The organism is Salinisphaera aquimarina (genome assembly GCF_042643355.1).
Lineage (GTDB): Bacteria > Pseudomonadota > Gammaproteobacteria > Nevskiales > Salinisphaeraceae > Salinisphaera > Salinisphaera aquimarina.
Genome location: NZ_JBHRSS010000008.1, coordinates 405,304 through 428,131, shown reverse-complemented (window position 1 = coordinate 428,131; position 22,828 = coordinate 405,304). Strand labels below are relative to the sequence as shown.

Sequence of the window (22,828 nt, the reverse complement as noted above, 5' to 3'; positions counted from 1 at the left end):
ATCCGCCGAAACAACGTCCGATTCCATGGCCTGATATCGGGGCGCCGCTGGCGGTTGCAAGCGACATATTGCTGCTCCTGCTTGTGTTTTCTCTGCTCGCCGGCTGTACCTCTACCGGTACCGATCGCGACTCGACGTCGCGGGCCGCCATCGGCTGGCCGACGACTGCGCAGCGTTCCTTGCGTATTCTGCGCAACGACGGCTTCACCATCGGCTACGACGAGACCGCCGGGCGCGCGTCCTGGGTGGCCTATCGGGTGACACCGGTAGCGCAATACCGACGCATGCCGAGGCCGGATTTCCGGCAGGACCCGCGTCTGGACCGGCCGGCCTCGCTGTCGGCGTATGCCGGCCCGGTCTATGACCGCGGCCACCTGGCGCCGAATTATGCAATCAGTCAGCTCTACGGCGTCGAAGCCCAGCGTCAGACCTTCTACTACAGCAATATCGCGCCCCAGCGTCCACGGTTGAACCAACTGCTCTGGCAGCGGCTCGAGGAAATCGAGGTCGACGATATCGCGCCGCGCGTGGGCAGTCTCCGGGTGTTCGTCGGGCCGGTGCCGGGCGCCGAGGGCGAGCCGCCATCGGCGTTCTATCGTATCTGGCTGGCGCGTTCACCCGGCCACGACGATTGGCAGGCGATGGCATTGCTCGTGCCGCAGCGGGTGCGCGGCGACGAACGTCTGGATGCTTATCTGGTATCGATCGACCGTATCGAGGCGTTGACCGGTCTCGATTTCATGGCCTCGTTATCCGTGGCCGAACAGCGTCGCCTGGAAGCGGGTGTCGCGCCGGCGGCGCGGTTCGGCTTCGCGAAGTTCGCCTGCCAGCCCGCGCGCTACAGCCAACGCTGGCGAGATCGCGATTTAATTCGCCTACAATATAATCGCTGCGACGGCCCGCTTGCCGGCGCCGATAATAATCTCGTCGACAAGGAGCTTCGGTGACGACCACCGCGTCCAGAGCAACGCCCGCTGCGGGCCTGATGAACCGATTGTCGATCCGCCAGCAGCTGGTCGGCGCCATCGTATGCATTCTCCTGCTGTTCGGGGTGGCCTGTGTCACCAGCATCGCGATGTTCGAGAATGTGCACGACGCGCGTAATTTCGCCGATCAGGTCAATACCACGCTCATGCAGGCCAGCGAGCTCAGCGATGCAGTGGTGCGCCAGGAAGGCGCCTTGCGCGGCTACGCGCTGGCCGCGCTGCCCCGTTTTCTGCAGACGCTTTCGCGAATGCAGGAGCGCGTCGACACGACCTTGCAGGCACTGGCCGACGCCAGCGGCGAGTCGCCGGTACAGGAACGCCGACTGCGTCAGATCGATGCGCTGGAACAGCGCTGGCGGTCCACCGTGGCCGAGCCGATCATCGCGCAGGTCAAGGCGGGCCAGCTCGACGCGGCCCGGGATCGGCTGATTGCCGGTGATGGCACGCGTATTTTCGATCCGCTGCGTGACACGCTGGGTCTGTATCGCGCCGATATTCAGCACCAGCTCGACCAGAGTAACGCCGAGCTGGAATATCGCCAGCAGCGTGCTCGCTGGCTGCTGCTGGGCGTGTTGATATTCGGACTGTGCATCGGCCTGTTGTCGATACGGGCGATCGTCAAACGGGTGACCCGGCCGCTGAGCGAGCTCACCGGGACCACGGCGCGACTGGCTGCCGGCGAGCGCGATGTCCATATCAGTTTTCGCGAGCGCCAGGATGAAATCGGTGCGGTCTCGCGTGCGCTCGAGCATTTTCGGCAGATCATCCTCGAACAGGATCGTCAGTCCTGGATTCGCGACAATCGTGCCCGGCTGAGTGCGTTGATGCAGCGTTGTCGCAGCGCCAGGGAGCTGGGCGATGTGCTGCTGGGCGAGCTGGTGCCGCTGTGTGGCGCGGGTTATGGCGCCATCTTCACGCCGGCGACGCTCGCCGATGAGGAACAGAATTTCGCGCTGCTGTCGCGCTATGGCTATGACGGTGACGCCAGGCAGCGGTTCGCGCCCGGTGAAGGGCTGGTGGGGCAGGTGCTGGTCTCGCGCGAGAAGGTATTGCTCGACGATCTGCCGGACGGCTATGTGCCGATTCGATCCGGTCTCGGTGGCGCAGCGCCGACGGTGCTGCAGCTGGCGCCCGCGCTGGTCAACGACCGAGTCTGCGCGGTCATCGAGATGGCGTTGTTCCGGCAACCGTCGACCTCGGAACTGGAACTGCTGGACACACTGATGCCGCATATCGGCCTCGCGTTCGTGTCGTTGGCGCGCACCCAGCGTGCGACTGAATTGTTCGAACAGGGGCGCGAGCAGACCCGGGCACTGCTCGAGTCCGAGCAGCGGCTTCGATCGCAGCAGGAGGCGCTGGAGACGGTCAACGCCGAATTGCGTATTCAGAGCGAGGAGCTCAGTACCCAGTCGGAAGAACTGCGTGCGTCGGAAGAAGAACTCAAGGTCCAGTCCGATGAACTGCAGGCCATTAACGAGGAATTGCGCCAGAAGCACGAACTCATGAGCGAACAGCAGGCCGAGCTGTCGCGCCTGCACACGGAAAGCGAAAAACGCGCCGAGGCCCTGGCCCGCGCAAGCCAGTACAAGTCGGATTTTCTGGCCAACATGTCGCACGAACTGCGTACACCGCTCAACAGTCTGCTGATCCTCTCGCGCAGCCTGGCCGATAACGAACAGGGCAATCTCGACGCAGAGCAGGCCGAGGCGGCCCAGATCATCCACGAGTCCGGCAGCAACCTGCTCGGGTTGATCAACGATATTCTCGATCTGTCCAAGATCGAGGCCGGCAAGATGCAGGTGTTGCCCGAGCGCAGTTCGGTGTCGGCGCTGGCGACGCGGATCCGCCGCAGCTTCGCGCATATGGCGCAACGCAAGGGGCTGGCCTTCACGGTGACGGTGGACGATGACGTGCCCGAGACGCTGATTACCGATGCCGGCAAGCTCGAGCAGATCGTGCGCAATCTGGTCAGCAATGCGCTCAAGTTCACCGAGCGCGGAACCGTTGCCGTTGTGTTCACCCGGCCGACGGCGGACAGCCGTTTTCGCAACGCCGCACTCGATGCCGACGCCGCGTTGGCGATCGAGGTCACCGACGACGGTATCGGCATTCCGGCCGATCGGCTCGAGCAGATATTCCAGGCCTTCGAACAGGTGGATGCGAGCACCAGCCGGACCTACGGCGGTACCGGTCTCGGTCTGTCGATATCCAGCGAACTCGCGCGTCTGCTCGGAGGCGAAATATCGGTCGAAAGTCGGCTGGGTGAGGGCAGTCGTTTCACGCTGACGGTGGCCACTAAACTCGGGCCCGACAACAGCGGCCAGACAGGGGATCGACCCGAAGAACCCGCGTCGGTGGCCTATGCCGATGTCGCCGCGCCGCGCCATGTGGTGCGTGATGGCCGCACCGGCTACGCCGCTGCCCGTACGCCGCATCTGTTGATCATCGACGACGATCGGCAGTTCGCCGGCGTGGTGGCCGAGGCGGCCCGCAAGCGCGGCTTTGAATGCACCACCGCGGCGGACGGCGAACGGGGTCTGGACATGATCCGCCAGCAACTGCCCGACGCCATCGTGCTGGATCTCGGTTTGCCCGGCATGGACGGCTGGGCGGTGCTGGATCGACTCAAGGCCAGCGACCGCACCCGTGATATCCCGGTGCACGTGGTCTCGGCCGCCGACGATACCGGTCGTTCGAGGCAATCCGGGGCGGTGGGCTATATCCAGAAACCGATCTCGCGCGATGATCTGGACACGGTGTTCGCGCGCGCCCAGGTATTGTCCGGACGCCCGGCGCGGCGCGTACTCGTGGTGGACGACGACCGCGAGGCGCACACCGCCATCAGTCATCTGCTCAAGAACGAAAGCGTGGAGATCACCGCGGTCATCAGCGGTGCGCAGGCACTGGCCGCACTCGATGGCAAGGCGTTCGACTGCGTCGTGCTCGATCTGCGGCTGCCGGATATCAGCGGCTTCGAACTGCTTGAGCGGATTGCGGCGCGCGAGGGGGCTCCGCCGGTCGTGGTCTATTCGGGGCGTGAACTCTCGGTCGAGGAAACACGGACGCTGCGAGCGCACACCGACAGCATCGTGATCAAGGGCTCGCACGCGCAAGAGCGTCTGCTCGACGAGATATCGCTGTTCTTCCACCGCATCGCCGACGGGTCGACAACACCGACGCCGGTTGCGGCCATGCCGTCCGTTGTACCCGACGCGGACCTGGCCGGCCAGACCGTGCTGCTGGTCGACGACGACATGCGCAATACATTCGCGCTCTCGCGGCTGTTGCGCGCGCGAGGCCTGAAAGTGCTCATGGCCAGCGACGGTTTCAAGGCGCTGGATCAGCTCGCCGCCAACGACGATGTGGCACTCGTGCTCATGGATATCATGATGCCGGGCATGGACGGCTACGAAACCATGCGCCGGATTCGCGCGCAGCCCGCGCATGCGACATTGCCGATTATCGCGCTCACCGCCAAGGCCATGGCCGGCGACCGCGACAAATGCATCGAGGCGGGCGCCAATGATTATCTGCCCAAACCACTGGATACCGACGCCTTGCTCAGCCTCGTGCGCTCGTTGATCTGAATGACCGGCCACGTAGATGAAAACGGGCGACGGCAGGGCGGGCAGCGCCCGGATCGCTTGCGATATTCGTCATGACGACCTCTGCGGGCACCGACGCCAAGGTCGAGGATATCGCCCTGGAAGTGTTCATTCAGACGCTGCGGTTGCGGTACGGCTACGATTTCTCCGGCTATGCACGGGCGTCGCTCAAACGCCGGGTAATCGAGCTGGCTCATGCGCTTGCGCTGCCCAATATCGGCGCGCTCCTGCCGCGGCTGCTCTACGACCCCGATATTCTCGACAAGGTGGTCACGCATCTGTCGGTGCCCGTGTCCGAGCTCTTTCGTGATCCGGAGGTCTTCGCCCGTCTGCGCGAGCAGGTGCTGCCGGTGCTGGCCTCATGGCCGCGCGTCAATATCTGGCAGGCCGGCTGTGCCTGCGGGGAAGAGGTCTACTCGCTGGCGATCATGCTTGCCGAAGTCGGGTTGAACCCGCGTGCCCAGATCTATGCCACGGATTTCAACGATCACGCGCTGGAACGGGCGGCCGAGGGTATATTCGATGCCCGTCATCTGGCGGCATACGATGACAACTACCGGCGCGCCGGAGGCAGCGCGAAGCTGGCGGACTATTACCACGCGCGCTACGAACTGGTGCGCATGCGTCGGGAACTGCTGGAAAGAGTCGTGTTCGCCCATCACAATCTGGTTACCGACGGTGTCTTCGCCGAGGCGCACCTGATCATGTGTCGAAACGTGCTGATCTATTTCTCGCAGCCGCTGAAGGACCGTGTCCTGCAGCTTTTTGCCGACAGTCTCGTGCGCGGCGGCTTCCTGGTGCTCGGCAGCAAGGAGACGCTGCGTTTTTCCGCGCTCGCCGACCGGTTCGAAATCGTCAGCGAGCGCGAACGCATCTACCGCCTCAAGCCGGAAGCCGCATGAGCGTGCGCAGCACTCGGGCGCTCGCGATCGGCGGCTCGTCGGGGAGTCTGTCGGTCCTGTCGATGCTGCTCGAGCACATCGTCGCGGATAGCGGCCTTGTGGTGGTGGTCTGCGTGCATACCGGGTCGCGGGATATCGACGAATTGTGTGGACTGTTCGCCCGTCATTGCGCGATTCCGGTACAGGAAGCCGGCGAGCGCGAGCCGCTCGCGCCGGGCCGTGTCTATGTCGCCTGCGGCGGCTATCATCTACTGGTGGAGCGGTGTCGCGAGTTTGCCCTGTGCGCCGGGTCGCGCGTGGAATACGCGCGGCCCAGCATCGACGTTCTTTTCGAAACCATGGCCGAGGCTTACGGCCAGAGCCTCGCTGCAATGCTGCTGTCGGGCGCGAACGCGGACGGCGCTCGGGGACTGCGCTATATTCACGAACTGGGGGGATTGACCTACGTCCAGCGTCCGGACACGGCGAGCGCCGAGCAGATGCCACGTGCGGCACTGGCGCTTTTCACCCCGGACCATGAGAATTCACCCCAACAACTCGGGCTCGCGATAGGCGAGATGTCGCGGGTAAAGCCATAGCCTTTATGAAAGATTCGTCCCTGCCCAGTCTGTTCAGGCCGAAAATACTCGTCGTAGACGACCTCTATGCCAATCGGCTGTCGATGCGGCACGTGCTCACCGGTCTTCGTGTCGAACTGATCGAGGCAGACAGCGGCAATGCAGCGCTGGCCGCCTGCCTCGAGCACGAGTTCGCGTTGATATTGCTGGACGTGCAGATGCCGGGCATGGACGGCGTCGAGGTCGCGCAGCTGCTCAATGGCGAAGAGTCGACCCGCGATACGCCGGTGATCTTCGTGACCGCCGGTTCCACCGACGACATGGACCGGCTCAAGGGTTACGACGTGGGCGCGGTGGACTACATCACCAAGCCGCTGAACCCGCCGTTGTTGTCGGCCAAGGTACGCAACTTTCTGGATCTTTATGAAAGCCGCCGCGCGCTCAAGGCCGCACTGGCGGCACTGGATGAACGCAACCTGGCGTTGCAACGTGAAATCGAGGAACGCAAGAACGCCGAGGCCCGCGCCCAGCAGCTGGCCACGCACGACGCGCTGACCGGACTACCCAATCGTCTGTTGTTCGTGGACCGGCTGGCATCCAGTATCCAGCGCGCGCGTCGCAACGGCACGCGTTTTGCGCTCGGCTACATGGATCTGGATGGCTTCAAGCAGGTCAATGATGAATACGGACATCGGGCCGGCGACGCGGTGCTGCAGACCATCGCTACGCGCCTGCAGGCCCATGTGCGCGAGTCGGACACGGTGGCGCGTTTTGGTGGCGACGAATTCGCCCTTATATTCGAGGCGATTCACGACGAGAACAATTGCGCGGACTTCTGTACCGAACTGCGCGGTCAGTTGAGCGAATCGGTTGTGGTGCCGCTACAGGACGGCGAAATCAGCGTGGCGGTCGGTGTGAGCATCGGCCTGGCAATCTATCCGGCGCACGGTGCCAGCGCAGACCGGCTGATGCACAACGCCGATTGCGCGTTATATACCGTCAAGCGCAACGGCAAGGCAGCCGTTCGCGTGTTTCGCCCGGAGGACGACAATGGCCTTGTGGCCGTCGTCGGGGAACAGGGCGTCGGCAAGTTGTCGAGCCCGGACTTCGCGCGCCGGATCAGTCGCTCGCGCGGCTAGATTCCGACTCCTCTAAAGAGTCGAAAGACGCAACCCGCTCGCCGTCGCTGTCGGCGAGCAGCTGATCGACGCGCAGCTCGGCGTTCTTGAGCAGCGTCTGGCACTGGCGCGCGAGCGTGACCCCGCGTTCGAACTTGCCCAGCGCCTCCTCGAGCGATACGTCGCCGCTTTCGAGTGCTTCCACCAGCGTTTCCAGTTCCGCGACGGATGATTCGAACTGGGCGAGTCGCGGGGCGTCGTCGTCGGACTTTTCCGTCGCGTTGTCGCGGGTCTTGGCCATGGCAGGGTGTCGCTATCCGGGAATGATTGGCTGCGCGCAGTGTAGCGCCAAGCGCGGCGGTCGTCAGCGCCGTCTTGCCAGTCCCCGCGCGGTGGCTTAACGTGCCGCGCAACCGCTACACGTCATTCTCGAGGGTTCATGGCCAGTCGCTACGACGCCGCCGATATCGAAGTGCTCTCCGGGCTCGACCCGGTGCGCAAGCGCCCTGGTATGTTCACGGACACCGCGCGTCCGAATCATCTGGCCCAGGAAGTCATCGACAACAGCGTGGACGAAGCGCTGTCCGGCCACGCCAGCGCGATCGACGTCACCCTGCACGCGGACGGGTCGTTGTCGGTGTCGGACGACGGTCGCGGCATGCCGGTGGATATTCATCCCGAGCAGGGCGTGCCGGGGATCGAACTGATCCTCACGCGCCTGCACGCCGGCGGCAAGTTCTCCAACAAGCAGTACCAATTCTCCGGCGGCCTGCACGGCGTGGGTGTTTCGGTTGTGAACGCGCTGTCGACGGAACTGGTGGCCCAGGTCTGGCGCGGCGGCATCCATTACGAGATGCGTTTTGCCGGCGGCGAGCTGGTCAGCGGCCTGACCGAAATCGGTCGCTGTGCCAAGAACCGCACCGGCACATTGCTTCGCTTCACCCCTGACCCCCAGTATTTCGACAGCCCGCGCTTTGCCACACCCCGACTCAAGCATCTGCTACGCGCCAAGGCAGTGCTGTGCCCGAATCTGAAAGTGCACTACGTCGACGAGGCGGGCGAAGAAGACATCACCTGGCAGTATGCCGACGGTCTGGCCGACTACATGGCCGATGCGCTGACCGATATCGATTGCGTGATACGTCCGGCGTTCACCGGCGGCGAGAACGAAGCGACCCAGACCGTCGACTGGGCGCTGACCTGGCTGGCGCCCGACCAGCCGGGCGTCGACGGCGTCGCCGAAAGCTATGTCAACCTCATTCCGACCGCGTCCGGCGGCACCCACGTCAACGGCCTGCGCACCGGCCTGACCGAAGCCGTGCGCGAGTTCTGCGAATTCCGCAACCTTTTGCCCCGCGGCGTGAAAATCGCGCCGGAGGATGTCTGGTCGGGCTGCACCTATGTTCTGTCGGTGAAGATGAACGAGCCGCAGTTCTCCGGTCAGACCAAGGAACGGCTGTCGTCGCGCGATATCAGCGGTTTCGTCTCCGGCGCGGTGAAGGACGGCTTCTCGTTGTGGCTCAATCGGCACGCGGAGACCGGCGAACTGCTGGCCGCGCAGATCATCGGCAATGCCCAGGCGAGGGCGCGCTCGGCCAAGAAGATCAAGCGCAAGCGCGTCACCTCCGGTCCGGCGTTGCCGGGCAAGCTCACCGATTGCGTATCGGATGATCCGGCCCGGGGCGAACTGTTTCTGGTCGAGGGTGATTCGGCCGGCGGCTCGGCCAAGCAGGCGCGCGATCGCAATTTCCAGGCGGTGATGCCGCTGCGCGGCAAGATCCTCAACTCCTGGGAGGTCGAGTCGGTCGATATCATGGCTTCCAACGAGATTCACGATATCTCGGTGGCGCTCGGCCTCGACCCGGCCAGCGACAATTTCGAGCGCCTGCGCTATCACAAGATATGCATTCTCGCGGACGCCGACTCGGACGGCCTGCATATCGCCACGCTCCTGTGTGCGCTGTTCGTCAAGCATTTCCGGCCGTTGGTCGAGCATGGTCACGTGTTCGTGGCGATGCCGCCGCTGTTTCGTATCGACGCCGGCAAGGAAGTCTTCTATGCGCTGGATCGCGATGAGCGCGACGCGGTGTTGCGGCGCCTTGAGAACGAGAAGAAGAAACGCAAGATCAGCGTGACCCGCTTCAAGGGTCTCGGTGAGATGAGCGCGCTGCAGCTGCGTGAAACCACGATGGCACCGGATACGCGCCGGCTGGTGCAGCTGGGTATCGGCGAAGACGGCGTGGCCGATACAGAGGTGGATGAAATGCTCGACATGCTGCTGGCCAAGAAACGCGCCGGCGATCGGCGCAGCTGGCTGGAGACCAAGGGCCACGAAGCCGAGGTCTAGGGCGCATCTGCCGCGCCCGCAACGACGCTGGTAGCGCTGGCGCCGTGCAATCGGCTTCGGCCCAATCGACAAGATCACTCGCCAGACTCGATAAACGACAGCACTGGACGGAAACAAACGACGAATGGCAACGACTCTGGAACACGAAAGCGAGCGACAGCCGCTGCGGATCTTCGCGGAAAAGGCGTATCTCGACTACGCCATGTACGTCATCCTCGATCGCGCGCTGCCGCATATCGGCGATGGTCTCAAGCCGGTTCAGCGGCGCATCGTCTATGCGATGTCCGAGCTGGGCCTGTCGGCGGTATCCAAGCCCAAGAAGGCGGCGCGCACCGTGGGCGACGTCATCGGCAAGTTCCATCCGCACGGCGATTCCGCCTGTTATGAAGCCATGGTGATCATGGCGCAGTCGTTTTCCTATCGTTATCCGTTGATCGACGGGCACGGCAACTGGGGCACCGCGGACGACCCCAAGTCGTTCGCGGCCATGCGCTATACCGAGTCCAAGCTGACCGCCTATGCCGCCACGCTGCTCTCCGAACTGGGTCAGGGCACGGTCGACTGGCAGCCGAACTTCGACGGTACGCTCGATGAGCCCAAGACCCTGCCGGCGCGCCTGCCCAACGTCCTGCTCAACGGCGGTACCGGCATCGCCGTGGGGATGGCGACCGATATCCCGCCACACAATCTGCGCGAAGTGGCGGCCGCCACCGTGCATCTGCTCAAGAATCCGAACGCCGATCTCGACGCGCTATGCGAGTTCATGCCGGCGCCGGATTTCCCCACCGGCGCGGAGATCATCTCGTCGGCCGCCGAAATCCGCCAGCTCTATGCCACCGGCAACGGCATGGTGCGGCTGCGCGCCACCTATACGATCGAAAACGGCGAGATCGTGATCGACGCGCTGCCATACCAGACTTCGGGTGCGCGCGTGCTGGAGCAGATCGCCGGTCAGATGGCGGCCAAGAAACTGCCGATGGTGTCGGATCTGCGCGACGAGTCCGATCACGAGAATCCGACCCGGCTGATCATCGTGCCGCGCAGCAACCGCGTGGACATGGACGCGCTGATGGCGCATCTGTTCGCCACGACCGGCCTGGAGAAGGGCGTACGCGCCAATCTCAACGTCATCGGCCTGGACGGCGCGCCGCGGGTCAAGAACCTGCGCGAGATCCTGTCGGAATGGCTGGTGTATCGCACCGATACCGTCACCCGACGCCTGCAGTATCGCCTCGATGCGGTGCTCGACCGGCTGCATATTCTCGAAGGCCTGTTGATCGCCTACCTGAATATCGACGAAGTGATTCATATCATCCGCACCGAGGACGAGCCCAAACCGGTGATGATGAAGCGCTTCGATATCACCGGCACGCAGGCGGACGCGATCCTCGATCTGCGCCTGCGCCACTTGATGAAGCTCGAAGAGTTCAAGATTCGTGGCGAGCAGGAGGAACTGGAAGCGGAGCGCAAGACGCTGGAAGCCACGCTCGGTTCCAGGAAAAAGCTCAATGCCTTGATTGCCGGTGAAATCGAAGCGGACGCCGACAAGTACGGCGACGATCGCCGCAGTCGTCTGGTCGAGCGCGATCAGGCCAGGGCCCTGTCCGAAGCCGATCTGCTGCCCAGCGAGCCGGTCACCGTGGTGCTGTCACGCCAGGGCTGGATCCGGGCCGCCAAGGGCCACGACGTGGACGCGCCGGGCCTGAGTTTCCGCAGCGGCGACGAGTATCTGACTCACGCCGCCGGGCGCAGCAACCAGACGCTCATCGTGATCGACTCGACCGGGCGCAGCTATACGCTGGCGGCACACAAGCTGCCGTCGGCCCGTGGCCAGGGCGAGCCGCTGACCGGAAGCCTGAACCCGTCGGACGGCGCACGCTTTGTCGGCATCGCCATCGGCGACGAACAGACCCGCTGTGTCCTGGCCAGCTCGGCCGGCAACGGCTTCGTGACCACGCTGGGTGAGATCAGCAGCCGCAACAAGAGTGGCAAGGCCGCGCTCGGGGTGGGCCGGAACGACAGCGCGCTCACGCCGTCGACCGTCACGGGGGCCGACCCGGAAGTGTGCGTTGTGACCGGCGAAGGGCAGCTGCTGTGTCTCCCGCTGGGCGAGTTGCCGGAACTGGCCAAAGGCAAGGGCAACAAGCTCATATCGCTGAAGAAGGGCGAACAGGTGGTTGCGGTGCAGGCGCTGTCGGCGACCGCGAAACTGGTGATTCACAGTGGCCGGCGCCATATGACTCTCAAGGCCGCGGATAGAGACATCTATCGCGGGCCCCGGGCCTCGCGCGGCAAGCAGCTGCCCCGTGGCTATACCCAGGTGCAGGCGTTATCGGTGGATGGTGACTGAGGGCGTTTGACCCTGGCCGCGACGCGGGCCGACAGCACCTCCCGGTGAGCGGTCGCTCGGCGGCGGGCCGCACGCCGCCACCGATTACAGCTGCTGTGTGTTCGACAGCGCCTCGGTATCGGGTTCCTGAATGAAGTGGCCCTGGACGTAGTTGACGCCGGCCTGCCAGAGGCGCGCCATGCTGTTGGCATCCTCGATCTGTTCGGCGATCAGCGGGATCTGGCGTTCGCGCGCGCTGGTGATGATATGGGCGAGGCGTTCGTCTTCCTGCCCGCCCAGCATCTGGCGGGCGAATTCCGGCGCCAGCTTGATGAACTGGGCCGGCATCTTGTCCAGAATCTGGGCCGCTTTCGGCGAACTGCCATAATGGGTGAGTGCGACCTGGAACCCCAGGCCTTCGAGTTCGGTCGCCAAGCCCCGTGCCTGACGCGTCTGACCGCGGACATCGTCTTCGCGGAAGCTGAAAATGATGTTCTTGCATTCGATCGCGCGGGCCTTGAGCACGTCCTGAATCCAGGGCAGAAACTCTTCGCCGGCGGCAATCGTGGCCGCCGACAGTTTCACGAACAGCGCGATATGCGCGTCGCGGGCGCGCTGCTGCCAGATCACTTCCACCGCGCGGCGTACCACCCACTGATCGATCGCGGGCATCATGCCGGCTTTCTCGGCTGCGGGCAGAAATTCGCCCGGCCGCACCAGCGAGCCGTGGTCGTCGACATAGCGCAGCAGGACGTCGAAATACGGCTGGCTGTCGCCAGCGAGACTGGTGATGCCCTGATAGGCCAGGCTGAAGCGATCCTGGGTCATGGCCTGGCGCAGGCGTTCGATCCATTGCTGCTGGTCGGCGCTATCGGATTGCGTGCCCGCGCTGTCGCCGCATTCACGACAGACATTGCCGCCGTTGTCGCGCAATTCGTAGGCGGTTTCCATCAATGCATGCAGGCGCGCGCCGTTGTCCTCTGCGCTGCCGGAGAGCACGCGGTAGGTCAGTGTCGCCGTGAGCGCGGCACTGCGGCGGCCGTCGCCGAACACTTCGTTGGAAATCGAGGTATGCAGCTGGTGGGTCGAGTCCTCCAGTTCGTTGGAGGAATGGCGCTCCACCAGCAGCACATATTCGCCCGCGCCGAAGCGAAAGATACGATCTTCGCCGCGCATGCTCTGGAGCAGGAAAAGCCCCACCTCCTGCAGCAGCAGATCGCTTTCGGACAGGCCGATGTCGTCACGTAATGCCGCGATATCGTCGATGGCGATGAACACGAGGCCAAGAACGCGCTCTTTGGCACGTCCGGTGGTGCGCGCCAGCACGCTGTGCAGAGCCATGCGTCCGTCGAGCCCGGCGTGCCGGTTGGCGTCGGCCAGCGGCAGATGTTCGTTGTCGACGGTCTGCAACACCACGTGGATGCAGGGTGCGTCGCCGGCTTCGTTCACGCCCGGGGTCAGCAGGGCGCGCACGGTCTGGCGCTGGTTCTGGCGGGCGATGACATCGATGACCAGCGATGTCTCGATGCTGTCGCCGGCGATCTGGTCGAGCGCTTCGGCCACGCGACCGCGATCGTGCGGCGCCACGCGTTCGAGCATGTCCAGGCCGCGTGCCGACTCGACGTCGGTGATCCCGATCAGGCGGGCAAAAGCCGCACTCGGGTCAATGATGCGAGCATTCTGCAGGGTGGCGCGCGCGTCCTGACCCTGGCTGAGCAATACGTCCAGTCGCCGCTGCGACTGATTCAGTCGTTGGCCGGCTTCCAGCAGTTCCAGGCGGGTGCGTCCGGCGGAGATGGCCTGGCGCAGGCGTGTGGTGAGCAGACCGTTGCGCGCCAGCGGCACGAGATCGGCCGCGCCTTCGGCGATCGCGCTTTCCAGATCGAGTCCGGCGGCACCGCTGTCGATGACCAGAATCGGCGCGTGACCACTGGCCTCGCGTATCAGGCCGAGCGCGCGGTGGGCTTGCGATGCGTCCTCGTCGCACTCGAGGCAGTAGGTCGCCACCGGGTGATGGGTCTCGATATTGACGATACCGGCCGGATCGGCGGCCGCCACGATCTCGATGCTGCTGTCCACGGCGGCGATGGTCGCCGCCAGTATTTCCCGCGTCGCCTCGGTCGCGGTGACGACCACTACCGTCAACGCCGGAATGAGACCGGTCCTTGGTGGTGCGGCATGGGCTGTCATCGTCTGATTCAAAGCATTCCCCTAGGGCTTGTTGCCGTTTCATCCGAGTCCGCGCCAACGGTCATTTGTCTGCAAGACCAGGCGCCGCGAGTGCGGTGTAGTGAGTCTACACAAACGAGCGGCAACGCTGGATTGCGGACAAATGGCCGTTGTCCCGAAGGGTTGGGCCTAATAATTGCGCCATACAGCGTTGCTCCCCTTGACCGTGGCTCGCCACGACCGGCGGCTCGCGCCTTGCCTGGCGCAATTTTAAGCCCAACGCGGTGCTCGTATGAAACGGCAACAAGCCCGAGTTAATTCGCGCTCGCGCGATGGCCGAATACCTGTTTCGCGCCTTCGCCCGCTGTTTCGCGTGCCAGTCGTGGCACCAGATAGCCCGGCAGGCGCGCGGCCAATTCGTCCAGCACGCGCTGCGCGCGGTCCGCGTCGACCTCGAAATGCGCCGTGCCGGCGACCCGATCCAGCATATGCAGATAGTACGGCATGACGCCGACACTGAAGAGCCGCTCGCTCAAGGCAGCGAGCGTGGCCGCATCATCGTTGACGCCGCGCAGCAGCACGGCCTGGTTGAGCAGCACGGCGCCGGCACCGCTCAGGCGGGCCATCGCCGCGGCGACGTGATCATCGATCTCCCGGGCATGATTGGCGTGGACGACGAGCACCACCCGTTGTGGCCGGCTCGCGATCCAGGCCACGAGGCCGTCGTCGATGCGTTCGGGCAGCACGACGGCGGTACGCGTATGCAGCCGCAGACGCTCGACGTGCCGGATCTCGTCGAGTTGCCGGCCCAGCGCGGCCAGGCGCGTATTGGACAGCGACAACGGGTCACCGCCCGACAGGATGACCTCATGGATGCTGGTATCGGCCGCAATGTGCGCGACCGCGGCACGGCCGTGCTCGCCGCCGGCGTGATGGGCGGCGTAGTCGAAATGACGGCGGAAGCAATAGCGGCAGTGGACCGCGCAGGCGCCGGTGGTGATCAACAGCGCGCGCCCGGCATATTTGTGCAGCACCCCGTCGCCGAGGTCGCTCGGGCCGTCGCCGACGGCGTCGGCCGTGAAACCGGGCGCCACGGCGTGTTCGATGTCCAGTGGCAGCACCTGTCGCAGCAGCGGATCGGCGAGATCGCCACGGGCCATGCGATCGACGTAGCCGCTCGGTACCCGGAGCGGGAACAGGCGTGCCGCGCGCCGCGCGCCGGGGAGTTGGTCGGCAGGCAACTGCAGGCGCTCGAAAAGCGTGTCGGCGTCGGTGATCGCCTCGCGCATCGCCTGCTGCCAGCTGTGCGCGCTTTGCGATAGACTGACGCGTTTTCGGGCGGGGGCGCTCATGGGCTCGGCTCGTGCGCGGGCATTGATTGTCCGCAGTGTAGAACGCAACCCTCGACACGCCAACATCGGGCCGGCGCCGGGCGCGCCGAGCCTTTCAACATCGGACGGTTTTATGGCGACTTTCAGCACCAACCAGTTCAAGGGTGGACTCAAGATCATTCTCGACGGTGATCCGTACACGATCGTCGAGAACGAATTCGTCAAGCCCGGCAAGGGCCAGGCCTTCAGCCGGGTCAAGATCCGCAACCTGAAGACCAACCGCACGATCGAGCGCACCTTCAAGTCGGGCGATACCGTGGAAGCCGCGGACGTGCTCGATGTCGACCTGCAGTATCTGTACCACGACGGTGAGTTCTGGCATTTCATGGAGCCCAACACCTTCGAGCAGTATCAGGCCAGTGAAGCGGCGGTGGCCGATTCGGCCAAATGGCTCAAGGCCCAGGACACCTGCCACGTGACCCTGTGGGATGGCACACCGCTGCAGGTGGACGCGCCCAACTTCGTCACCCTGACCGTGACCGAGACCGATCCCGGTCTGCGTGGCGACACCTCGGGCGGCGGCGGCAAGCCCGCCACGCTGGAAACCGGCGCAGTGGTGCGCGTGCCCCTGTTCATCGAGGAAGGCGAGACCCTGAAGGTGGATACGCGCAAGGGCGAATACGTGTCGCGCGCCAACGACGGCTGAGACCGGTGGGCTGGCAGATCGACGACGCGAAATGACCGAGTGGCGTCCGGCGGCGACGCTTGCGACGCTGCGGGCGCGGGCCGATCTGCTCGCCGCGATCCGCGCGTTCATGAACGACGCCGGCGTGATGGAAGTCGATACCGGGGTGCTGGCGTCGGCACCGCCCAGCGAACGCGGGCTCGAGAGCTTTGCGGTCGCCGGCGCGGGTTATCTGGTGCCGTCGCCGGAACATGCCCTCAAACGACTGCTGGCCGCGGGCGCCGGCGCGATATTCCAGCTCGGCCACGTGTTTCGCGCCGGTGAGTCCGGACGCTGGCACAATCCGGAATTCTGCATGCTCGAGTGGTATCGGCCGGGCGCGACCATGGCCGATCTCATGGATGAGACAGAGCGCCTGATCGGCCGGATTGCGCAGGTGGCCTGCGTGCCACGCCGGCGTTATCGAGACCTCTTTCAAGCCCATGCGGGCATCGATCCCCTGGAGAGCACGGCCGCGCAACTCGCGAGCTGCGCCAGAGATCATGACGTGGCCCCGGGTGCCGTCGGCACCGACGATAAAGACCCTGACAGCCGAGCGTTCTGGCTCGATCTGATCATGAGTCTCGTCGTGCAGCCGCGGCTGGGGCTGGACGGACCGGAGTGCGTGACCGGTTTTCCGGCCGACGACGCGGTGCTGGTTGCGCCCGATCCCGAGGACGACCGCCTGTCGCAGCGCTTCGAATGCTACTGGCAGGGTGTGGAACTGGCCAACGGGGCTCAGGAGTTGACCGACGTGGTCCTTGCAGGTGAGCGCATGCGCCGGGAATGCGCGGCGATCGCGCAATCCGGCGGGCCGCCGCGGGCGCCTGATGAACGCCTGCTCGCCGCGATGCACGCGGGCCTGCCCGCCTGCGCCGGGGTCGCGCTCGGCGTGGATCGGCTGCTGGCGCTCATGCGCGGCTGCGACGGGCTGGCGCCGGTACTCGCGTTCGACTGGGCGCGGCGTTAGCCGGTAGTAGCGGCGCGTCAGGCCCCGCGCCCCATCTGGGCGATCGGCTGCCCCAGCCGTAGCGGTTGCCCGGCGCCGAGTTCGTCATGCCAGGCGAGGGCGCCCGGTCCGAACAGCAGGATCACGCTGGAACCGATCGAGAAGCGGCCCATCTCGGCGCCGCGTGCGTAGTACGCGTGCTCCAGCGTTGCGTCGGTGAAGCTTTCCTCGCGCGGCACGCGTCGATGCGGGGGGCATATCTGGCCGGCCCAGCGCGTATGGATGCCGCCCACGATGAATGCGCCGACCATCACCAGCGCCATCGGGCCGACCGCGGTGTCGAAGAGCGTGACCAGACGTTCGTTGCGTGAGAACAAACGCGGTATCGCGCGCACGCAGCGTGGATTGACTCCGAACAGCCGCCCCGGCACATAGCGCATGTCGCGCACGCAGCCGTCCAGCGGCATATGTACGCGGTGATAGTTGTCCGGGGCCAGATAGAAGGTGGCATAGCGCCCGCCCAGGAACGCCGCCGACCAGCTTTCGTTGCCGCCCAGCAGCGTGCGCAGATCGTAGGCGACACCCTTGGTCTGGCAGATCTCGCCGCTGTGCGCATCGCCGAAGGCGCCGAGCGCGCCGTCCACCGGCGATACGATCAGCTCGCGATCATCCGGCATGGGCCGCGCGCCCGGCGCCAGCGCGCGCGTGAAGAATGCATTGAAGCTTTCGTAGCGCTGCGGGTCCGGCTCCGCGGCCTCGTCCATGTCGATGCCGGGAAAAAGATGCATGAACGCGTTCACGAGCGCGCGCTTCAGCCACGGCAGTCGGGATTGCGCGAGCGCGTGCGCGGCGCGCGAAATGGCGCGGGTGGGCAGTATCCATAGCAGGGCGGCGAACACCCTGTCGGACAGGCTCGCGGTGGAGGGACCGGCCATGTGTTGCTTGATGTGGAAGTCTGGTTGCGCAGCGTAGCGCCGGATGCGTCCCACGCAAAGCACGGCTGTGGTTTATCCTAGCGCGAGGCGTCGCGATCTCGGGCAGGGCGCGATCTGCGATGCACTACACTATGCGCGCCCGGATCGGATCCGGTACTACGCAGGTCAGTAATTCTCCACGGCGCGGCATGGGCGGCGGGCAGCAGGACTATGAGCATCGATAACAATCACGATATCGCGGACACGCTCACGCGAGTACTCGACTATATCCGCTGGGGCGCTACGCGTTTCAATGCCGCCGAACTGGCGTTCGGCCACGGCAGCGACAATGCCCTGGACGAGGCCGCGCATCTGGTGCTGGACACACTGGGACTCGATCCAAACCTGCCGGATCTGTATCTCGCGGCGACCCTGGCCCCGGCCGAGCGCAACGCGGTCATTGCCGTGCTCGAACGCCGTATCGAGTCGCGCATGCCGGCCGCCTATCTGACTCAAAAGACATGGTTCGCGGGCATCGAGTTCTTCGTCGACGAACGCGTGATCGTGCCGCGTTCGCCGATCGCGGAATTGATCGAGGCCGAATTCCAGCCCTGGCTCGGCCATCGCGAGCCCTTGTCGGTGCTCGATCTGTGCACCGGCAGTGGGGCGATCGCCATCGCTTGCGCCATGGCATTCCCGGAGGCGCGCGTGGTGGCCACCGATGCCAGCGACGATGCGCTGGCCGTGGCCGCGATCAACAGCGACAAGCACGACATCGGCCCGCAGGTGGAATACGTGCGCGCCGACCTGTTCGACGGATTGCCGGCCCAGCGGTTCGATCTGATCGTGACCAATCCGCCGTATGTGACGCGCGATGAATGGGAGGGCCTGGCGCCCGAATACAAGCACGAGCCGGGATTTGCCTTCCACGGCGATACCGATGACCTGTCGCTGGTGTCGCGACTGTTGTTCGACGCGCCGGACTTTCTCAGCGACGACGGTCTGCTGGTGCTCGAGGTGGGCTACAGCGCGTTCGCACTCGAGCAGCAATACCCGGACCTGCCGATCACCTGGGTCGATCTGCAGCGCGGCGGTCTCGGCGTCGGGGTGATCGAGGCCTGCGACCTGGCGGCCTGGGTCAAGGCGCAGCAGGTCGAGATCTGATGATCATGTCTGCGCAGCAGTCGCGTCTGGCGGCAACGGTTCAGTCCATGATCGAGGAGGCATAGCATGGCCGGCAATACCTGGGGGCAGCTGTTCACGGTGACCACGTTTGGCGAGAGCCACGGTCCGGCGATCGGCTGTGTCGTCGATGGCTGTCCGCCCGGCATCGAGATCGATGCCGCCGATCTGCAGGTGGATCTGGACCGGCGCAAGCCCGGCACTTCGCGTTATGTGACCCAGCGCCGCGAAGCCGACGAAGCGCGCATCGTCTCCGGCGTGTTCGAAGGCAAGACCACCGGCACGCCGATCGGCATCATCATCGAGAACACCGATCAGCGCTCGCGCGACTATTCCAAGATCAAGGACGTGTTCCGGCCCAATCACGCCGACTACGCCTATCTGCAGAAATACGGTATCCGCGACTACCGTGGCGGCGGCCGCTCTTCGGCACGTGAAACCGCCACGCGGGTGGCTGCCGGCGCGATCGCGCGCAAGGTGCTGTTCGAGTGCTTCGGCGTGCGCATTCAAGGTTATCTGGCGCAGATGGGGCCGATCACCCTGGGCTGTACGGATCTGGACGCGGCCAATCAGAACCCGTTCTTCTGTGCCGAACCGGCGCGGCTGACCGAGCTCGAGGACTATATCAACGCTCTGCGCAAGGACGGCGACTCGATCGGCGCGCGTATCAACGTGGTGGCGACCGGCGTGCCGCCCGGCTGGGGGGAGCCGGTGTTCGATCGCCTCGATGCCGATATCGCCAAGGCGTTGATGTGTATCAACGCGGTCAAGGGTGTGGAAGTGGGCGACGGCTTCGACGTGGTCACCCAGCGCGGCTCGGAGCATCGTGATGAAATGGCCCCGGACGGGTTCGCGAGCAACCATTCCGGGGGCGTGCAGGGCGGTATCTCCAGCGGCCAGACCATCCGCGCGAGCATGGCGCTCAAGCCCACCTCCAGCATCATCATTCCGGGCGACACGATCGACACCGGCGGGCAGGCCACGCAGATGCGCACCACCGGCCGTCACGATCCCTGCGTCGGCCTCCGGGCCACGCCGATCGCGGAAGCGATGCTCGCGCTCACGCTGCTCGATCATGCGCTGCGCAATCGGGCGCAGAATGCGGATGTGAACAGCGGTCTGGCGCCGATCGCGGCCGAACGCCTTTGAACAGCTCGTAGTCGCCAATGGGCTGCGGGTGACGTTAGTATGCTTGGGAATTATTTCCAGTTGGGGGATACATTGATGGCAGGCTTGAGTATTAGCAGGGTCGCGGCAAAGACGACCCTGGCGCTGGCAGTCGCTGCACTGACGATCGGTATCGCCCAGGCCGATCTGGGCTCGGCGCGCGACGCGCTGGCCGCGGGCAACTACAGCGATGCAATCACCGATCTCGACCAGGTGCTCGAGAAATCGCCGAAGAATGAAGAGGCGCGTTTTCTCAAGGGGCTGGCGTTCGCACGCAGTGGCGATACCGATAGCGCCCTGAAAGTGTTCAACGCGCTGGTCGAGGATCAGCCGGACATGGCCGAGGCGTGGAACAATCTCGGTGTACTGCGGGCCCGCGACGGAGATCTGACCGGCGCCCGCGATGCCCTGCAGCAGGCGACCCGGATCGACCCGCAGCATGGGCCGGCACAGGAGAACCTCGGCGATATCTATGTCGCGCTGGCGCGCAACGCCTATAGCCGTGCCGGCGAGCTGGAATCCGACAACGCCCTGGCCCGGGCCAAGAGCCAGCAGCTGGCTGCGTTCATCGGCAGTGGCCAGGGGAGTGATCAGGGAAGTGATCAAGGCAATGCTCAGGGTGGGGCGCAGACAGCGAGCGCTCAGGCCTCGAGCGGTGCATCGACGCCACCGCCGGTACCCAACGTTACCCGCGGCGCGCAGGGTCAGGCCATGGTCGACACCAGTACGCCACAGGCGGCGTTGCAGACCTGGTCGCAGGCATGGTCGGATCAGGACGTGGGCGCGTATCTGGCCATGTATAGCGATGCTTTCGTGCCGGACGACGGCGCGTCGCGCTCGGCATGGGCCGCCCAGCGTCGTCAGCGGGTGAGCGCGCCGTCCCGAATCGAGGTCACCATCAGCGATGTCCAGGTCACGCGGCGGGGCGAACAGGCGCTGCTGCGCTTTAGCCAGCGGTATCGCTCCAACACCTATCAGGACCGGGAACACAAGGCGTTGCTGATGGGCGAGGGCGCCGACGGCTGGCAGATCCTGCGTGAGGGCAGCGCCGACGATATCGACTTCACGGTCGCGGCTCAGCCGCAGGCATCGGCGCCGGCCGCCGCGTCGACGGAGCAAGCGGGGCAGCCGTCATCGTCGCTCGACGACGCTGCGAGCGACTCGACGGCTGACAACGCGACGCCCGCCGGCCTTCGCTCGGCACCTGCCGAACTGCAGGCCGCCAGCGAAACGCAGGCGGCCCGCCAGGCGGTACGCGATGCCTTGCAGGGCTGGGCCCAGGCGTGGTCGAACCAGAACATGCAGGCGTATATGAACGCCTACAGCGACAACTATCGCCCGCGCGAAGGGGAGTCACGCACCGACTGGGTGCGTGAACGAAAGTCTGCGTTGAAGAGCCCGAACTGGATTCGTATCGATCTCAGCGACGTCCAGATCAGCCTGCTCGGCGACGATCGTGCCCAGGCAAGCTTCAACCAGCATTACCAGTCCGACAGCCACGAGGACCGGGAACGTAAACGCGTGACCCTGATCCACGAGGATGGCGGCTGGCGCATCGTGCGCGAAAGCTAAGTACTTCGCCCAAGCCCACGCCTTTCGCTCAGCGCGCCTTGTCCCGCGCCTGCTCGAGCATCGCCAGCATCGCGCCGGCCGCATTCGACAGGCTGCGCTGCGGATGCCGAATCGCCCCGAGACGGCGGCCTATCGACAAACCCTTGATCTCCAGTCGCACCAGATCGTCCTGCCGCATGGATGACGGCAATACCGTCCAGCCCATGCCGGCGCCGGCCAGCATGCCCAGTGTTTCCAGATAATGACTCGTCATCCGAGGAGCAATCGTGACGCCATGACTGGCCAGGGCGGCACGGATGATGGCGTAGGTATAACTCTCGGTGGGGGGCAGCACGGCCGGGTGGTTCGCCAGCGCGGCGGGCTCGAGCGCGGCGCCGGTGGCCAGCGCATGTGAGCGGCTGACGAACACGCTCATCGGGTCGGCCCAGATATCCTCTTCGAGCAGAATCGGGTGGGCCGGAGTGGGCAGGGTGATCACTGCGAGTTCGCGGTCGCCGTTGACAACGCTGCGACAGGCCGCTTCCGAGTCTTCGAAAACGATTTCGGGCGCCACGTCCGGATAGCGCTGGACGTACGCACGCAGAATATCCGGCATGCGGTGCAGCCCGACGTGATGCGACAACGCCAGCCGCAGCGGGCCGGCGACGTGCCCGCCCAGATTGTCCAACGCTCGCTCGCCGTCCTGGAGTACAGCGAGCATTTCGCGCGCATGCGGCAGATAGGCGCGACCGGCTTCGGTCAGCGCGACGCCGCGGCCCACACGATCGAACAGCGCGTGCCCGAGCCGGCTCTCCAGGTTGGCCAGGCGCTTGCTCACCGCCGGCTGGCTCAGATGCAGGGCGTCGGCTGCGGACTGGAACGAGCCCAGATCACAGACCGCGACAAAGGCTCGAATGGCTTCGGTTTGCATGGATAAATCATTCCAAATGGATATTGATTATATCCAAAAGATTCATTTGAGTAATTTGCCTGGGCG

Annotated in this window: 17 protein-coding genes; 12 read left to right on the top strand and 5 right to left on the bottom strand. The window is 65.0% G+C overall.

The genetic code is table 11. From position 1 onward, the window contains the following. Positions 1–68 precede the first annotated feature (68 nt). The 5 genes from ACFOSU_RS17415 to ACFOSU_RS17395 all read left to right on the top strand — a co-directional run bounded on the left by ACFOSU_RS17415 (position 69) and on the right by ACFOSU_RS17395 (position 7,189). Positions 69–947, top strand: a complete 879-nt coding sequence (locus ACFOSU_RS17415) for a DNA/RNA non-specific endonuclease (RefSeq protein ID WP_380691193.1) — start codon at positions 69–71, stop codon at positions 945–947. Continuing rightward, on the top strand, positions 944–4,573 hold the full coding sequence (locus ACFOSU_RS17410) for a response regulator (RefSeq protein ID WP_380691192.1): 3,630 nt from the start codon (positions 944–946) through the stop codon (positions 4,571–4,573). Before ACFOSU_RS17415 ends, ACFOSU_RS17410 begins: the two co-directional genes overlap by 4 nt. A gap of 71 nt (positions 4,574–4,644) precedes the next feature. Next, positions 4,645–5,493: a CheR family methyltransferase gene (locus ACFOSU_RS17405; RefSeq protein ID WP_380691191.1), complete on the top strand. Its 849-nt coding sequence runs from the start codon at positions 4,645–4,647 to the stop codon at positions 5,491–5,493. Beyond that, positions 5,490–6,071 carry a chemotaxis protein CheB gene (locus ACFOSU_RS17400; RefSeq protein ID WP_380691190.1) on the top strand — a complete coding sequence of 194 codons (582 nt, stop codon included), beginning with the start codon at positions 5,490–5,492 and terminating at the stop codon, positions 6,069–6,071. Before ACFOSU_RS17405 ends, ACFOSU_RS17400 begins: the two co-directional genes overlap by 4 nt. Before the next feature lie 5 nt (positions 6,072–6,076). Further along, positions 6,077–7,189, top strand: a complete 1,113-nt coding sequence (locus ACFOSU_RS17395) for a diguanylate cyclase domain-containing protein (protein WP_380691189.1) — start codon at positions 6,077–6,079, stop codon at positions 7,187–7,189. Here the strand turns inward: ACFOSU_RS17395 and ACFOSU_RS17390 are convergent. Next, positions 7,170–7,469 (bottom strand): exodeoxyribonuclease VII small subunit, encoded by a 300-nt coding sequence (locus ACFOSU_RS17390; RefSeq protein ID WP_380691188.1) that lies wholly within the window; start codon positions 7,467–7,469, stop codon positions 7,170–7,172. The genes ACFOSU_RS17395 and ACFOSU_RS17390 overlap by 20 nt on opposite strands. A 138-nt stretch (positions 7,470–7,607) precedes the next feature. Between ACFOSU_RS17390 and parE the strand changes: the two genes are divergently transcribed. Next, on the top strand, positions 7,608–9,515 hold the full coding sequence (parE, locus tag ACFOSU_RS17385) for a DNA topoisomerase IV subunit B (protein WP_380691187.1): 1,908 nt from the start codon (positions 7,608–7,610) through the stop codon (positions 9,513–9,515). A gap of 124 nt (positions 9,516–9,639) precedes the next feature. Then, on the top strand, positions 9,640–11,865 hold the full coding sequence (gene parC / locus ACFOSU_RS17380; protein ID WP_380691186.1) for a DNA topoisomerase IV subunit A: 2,226 nt from the start codon (positions 9,640–9,642) through the stop codon (positions 11,863–11,865). An 84-nt stretch (positions 11,866–11,949) separates the two neighbouring features. Here the strand turns inward: parC and ACFOSU_RS17375 are convergent, their stop codons facing one another. Continuing rightward, on the bottom strand, positions 11,950–14,034 hold the full coding sequence (locus ACFOSU_RS17375; RefSeq protein WP_380691185.1) for an EAL domain-containing protein: 2,085 nt from the start codon (positions 14,032–14,034) through the stop codon (positions 11,950–11,952). Between the two features lie 293 nt (positions 14,035–14,327). Next, the gene (epmB, locus tag ACFOSU_RS17370; RefSeq protein ID WP_380691184.1) at positions 14,328–15,365 is read right to left on the bottom strand and encodes an EF-P beta-lysylation protein EpmB; all 1,038 of its coding nucleotides are present in this window, start codon (positions 15,363–15,365) and stop codon (positions 14,328–14,330) included. Between the two features lie 112 nt (positions 15,366–15,477). On the opposite strand from epmB, the gene efp reads away from it, so the two are divergent. After that, complete coding sequence (gene efp, locus ACFOSU_RS17365) at positions 15,478–16,050, top strand: elongation factor P (protein ID WP_380691183.1); 573 nt, start codon at positions 15,478–15,480, stop codon at positions 16,048–16,050. 31 nt (positions 16,051–16,081) lie between these two features. Continuing rightward, complete coding sequence (gene epmA / locus ACFOSU_RS17360; protein ID WP_380691182.1) at positions 16,082–17,038, top strand: EF-P lysine aminoacylase EpmA; 957 nt, start codon at positions 16,082–16,084, stop codon at positions 17,036–17,038. A 17-nt stretch (positions 17,039–17,055) separates the two neighbouring features. On the opposite strand, the gene asd is transcribed toward epmA, so the two are convergent. Next, on the bottom strand, positions 17,056–17,952 hold the full coding sequence (gene asd / locus ACFOSU_RS17355) for an archaetidylserine decarboxylase (protein WP_380691181.1): 897 nt from the start codon (positions 17,950–17,952) through the stop codon (positions 17,056–17,058). 210 nt (positions 17,953–18,162) lie between these two features. Here asd and prmB point away from each other — a divergent pair, with 210 nt between their 5' ends. From prmB to ACFOSU_RS17340, 3 genes are all read left to right on the top strand, one after another. After that, positions 18,163–19,095, top strand: a complete 933-nt coding sequence (gene prmB / locus ACFOSU_RS17350; protein ID WP_380691180.1) for a 50S ribosomal protein L3 N(5)-glutamine methyltransferase — start codon at positions 18,163–18,165, stop codon at positions 19,093–19,095. A gap of 66 nt (positions 19,096–19,161) precedes the next feature. Next, positions 19,162–20,262, top strand: coding sequence for a chorismate synthase (gene aroC / locus ACFOSU_RS17345; RefSeq protein WP_380691179.1), 1,101 nt, complete (start codon positions 19,162–19,164; stop codon positions 20,260–20,262). Positions 20,263–20,346: 84 nt separating this feature from the next. Further along, on the top strand, positions 20,347–21,852 hold the full coding sequence (locus tag ACFOSU_RS17340) for a L,D-transpeptidase Cds6 family protein (protein WP_380691178.1): 1,506 nt from the start codon (positions 20,347–20,349) through the stop codon (positions 21,850–21,852). 28 nt (positions 21,853–21,880) lie between these two features. Here the strand turns inward: ACFOSU_RS17340 and ACFOSU_RS17335 are convergent, their stop codons facing one another. Beyond that, positions 21,881–22,762, bottom strand: coding sequence for a LysR family transcriptional regulator (locus ACFOSU_RS17335; RefSeq protein WP_380691177.1), 882 nt, complete (start codon positions 22,760–22,762; stop codon positions 21,881–21,883). Positions 22,763–22,828 lie beyond the last annotated feature (66 nt).

Coding starts and splice junctions, on each gene's coding strand:
- ACFOSU_RS17405 (WP_380691191.1), top strand. CDS start 4,645: ATGACGACCTCTGCGGGCACCGACGCCAAGGTCGAGGATATCGCCCTG.
- ACFOSU_RS17400 (WP_380691190.1), top strand. CDS start 5,490: ATGAGCGTGCGCAGCACTCGGGCGCTCGCGATCGGCGGCTCGTCGGGG.
- ACFOSU_RS17395 (WP_380691189.1), top strand. CDS start 6,077: ATGAAAGATTCGTCCCTGCCCAGTCTGTTCAGGCCGAAAATACTCGTC.
- ACFOSU_RS17390 (WP_380691188.1), bottom strand. CDS start 7,469: ATGGCCAAGACCCGCGACAACGCGACGGAAAAGTCCGACGACGACGCC.
- parE (WP_380691187.1), top strand. CDS start 7,608: ATGGCCAGTCGCTACGACGCCGCCGATATCGAAGTGCTCTCCGGGCTC.
- parC (WP_380691186.1), top strand. CDS start 9,640: ATGGCAACGACTCTGGAACACGAAAGCGAGCGACAGCCGCTGCGGATC.
- ACFOSU_RS17375 (WP_380691185.1), bottom strand. CDS start 14,034: ATGACAGCCCATGCCGCACCACCAAGGACCGGTCTCATTCCGGCGTTG.
- epmB (WP_380691184.1), bottom strand. CDS start 15,365: ATGAGCGCCCCCGCCCGAAAACGCGTCAGTCTATCGCAAAGCGCGCAC.
- efp (WP_380691183.1), top strand. CDS start 15,478: ATGGCGACTTTCAGCACCAACCAGTTCAAGGGTGGACTCAAGATCATT.
- epmA (WP_380691182.1), top strand. CDS start 16,082: ATGACCGAGTGGCGTCCGGCGGCGACGCTTGCGACGCTGCGGGCGCGG.
- asd (WP_380691181.1), bottom strand. CDS start 17,952: ATGGCCGGTCCCTCCACCGCGAGCCTGTCCGACAGGGTGTTCGCCGCC.
- prmB (WP_380691180.1), top strand. CDS start 18,163: ATGAGCATCGATAACAATCACGATATCGCGGACACGCTCACGCGAGTA.
- aroC (WP_380691179.1), top strand. CDS start 19,162: ATGGCCGGCAATACCTGGGGGCAGCTGTTCACGGTGACCACGTTTGGC.
- ACFOSU_RS17335 (WP_380691177.1), bottom strand. CDS start 22,762: ATGCAAACCGAAGCCATTCGAGCCTTTGTCGCGGTCTGTGATCTGGGC.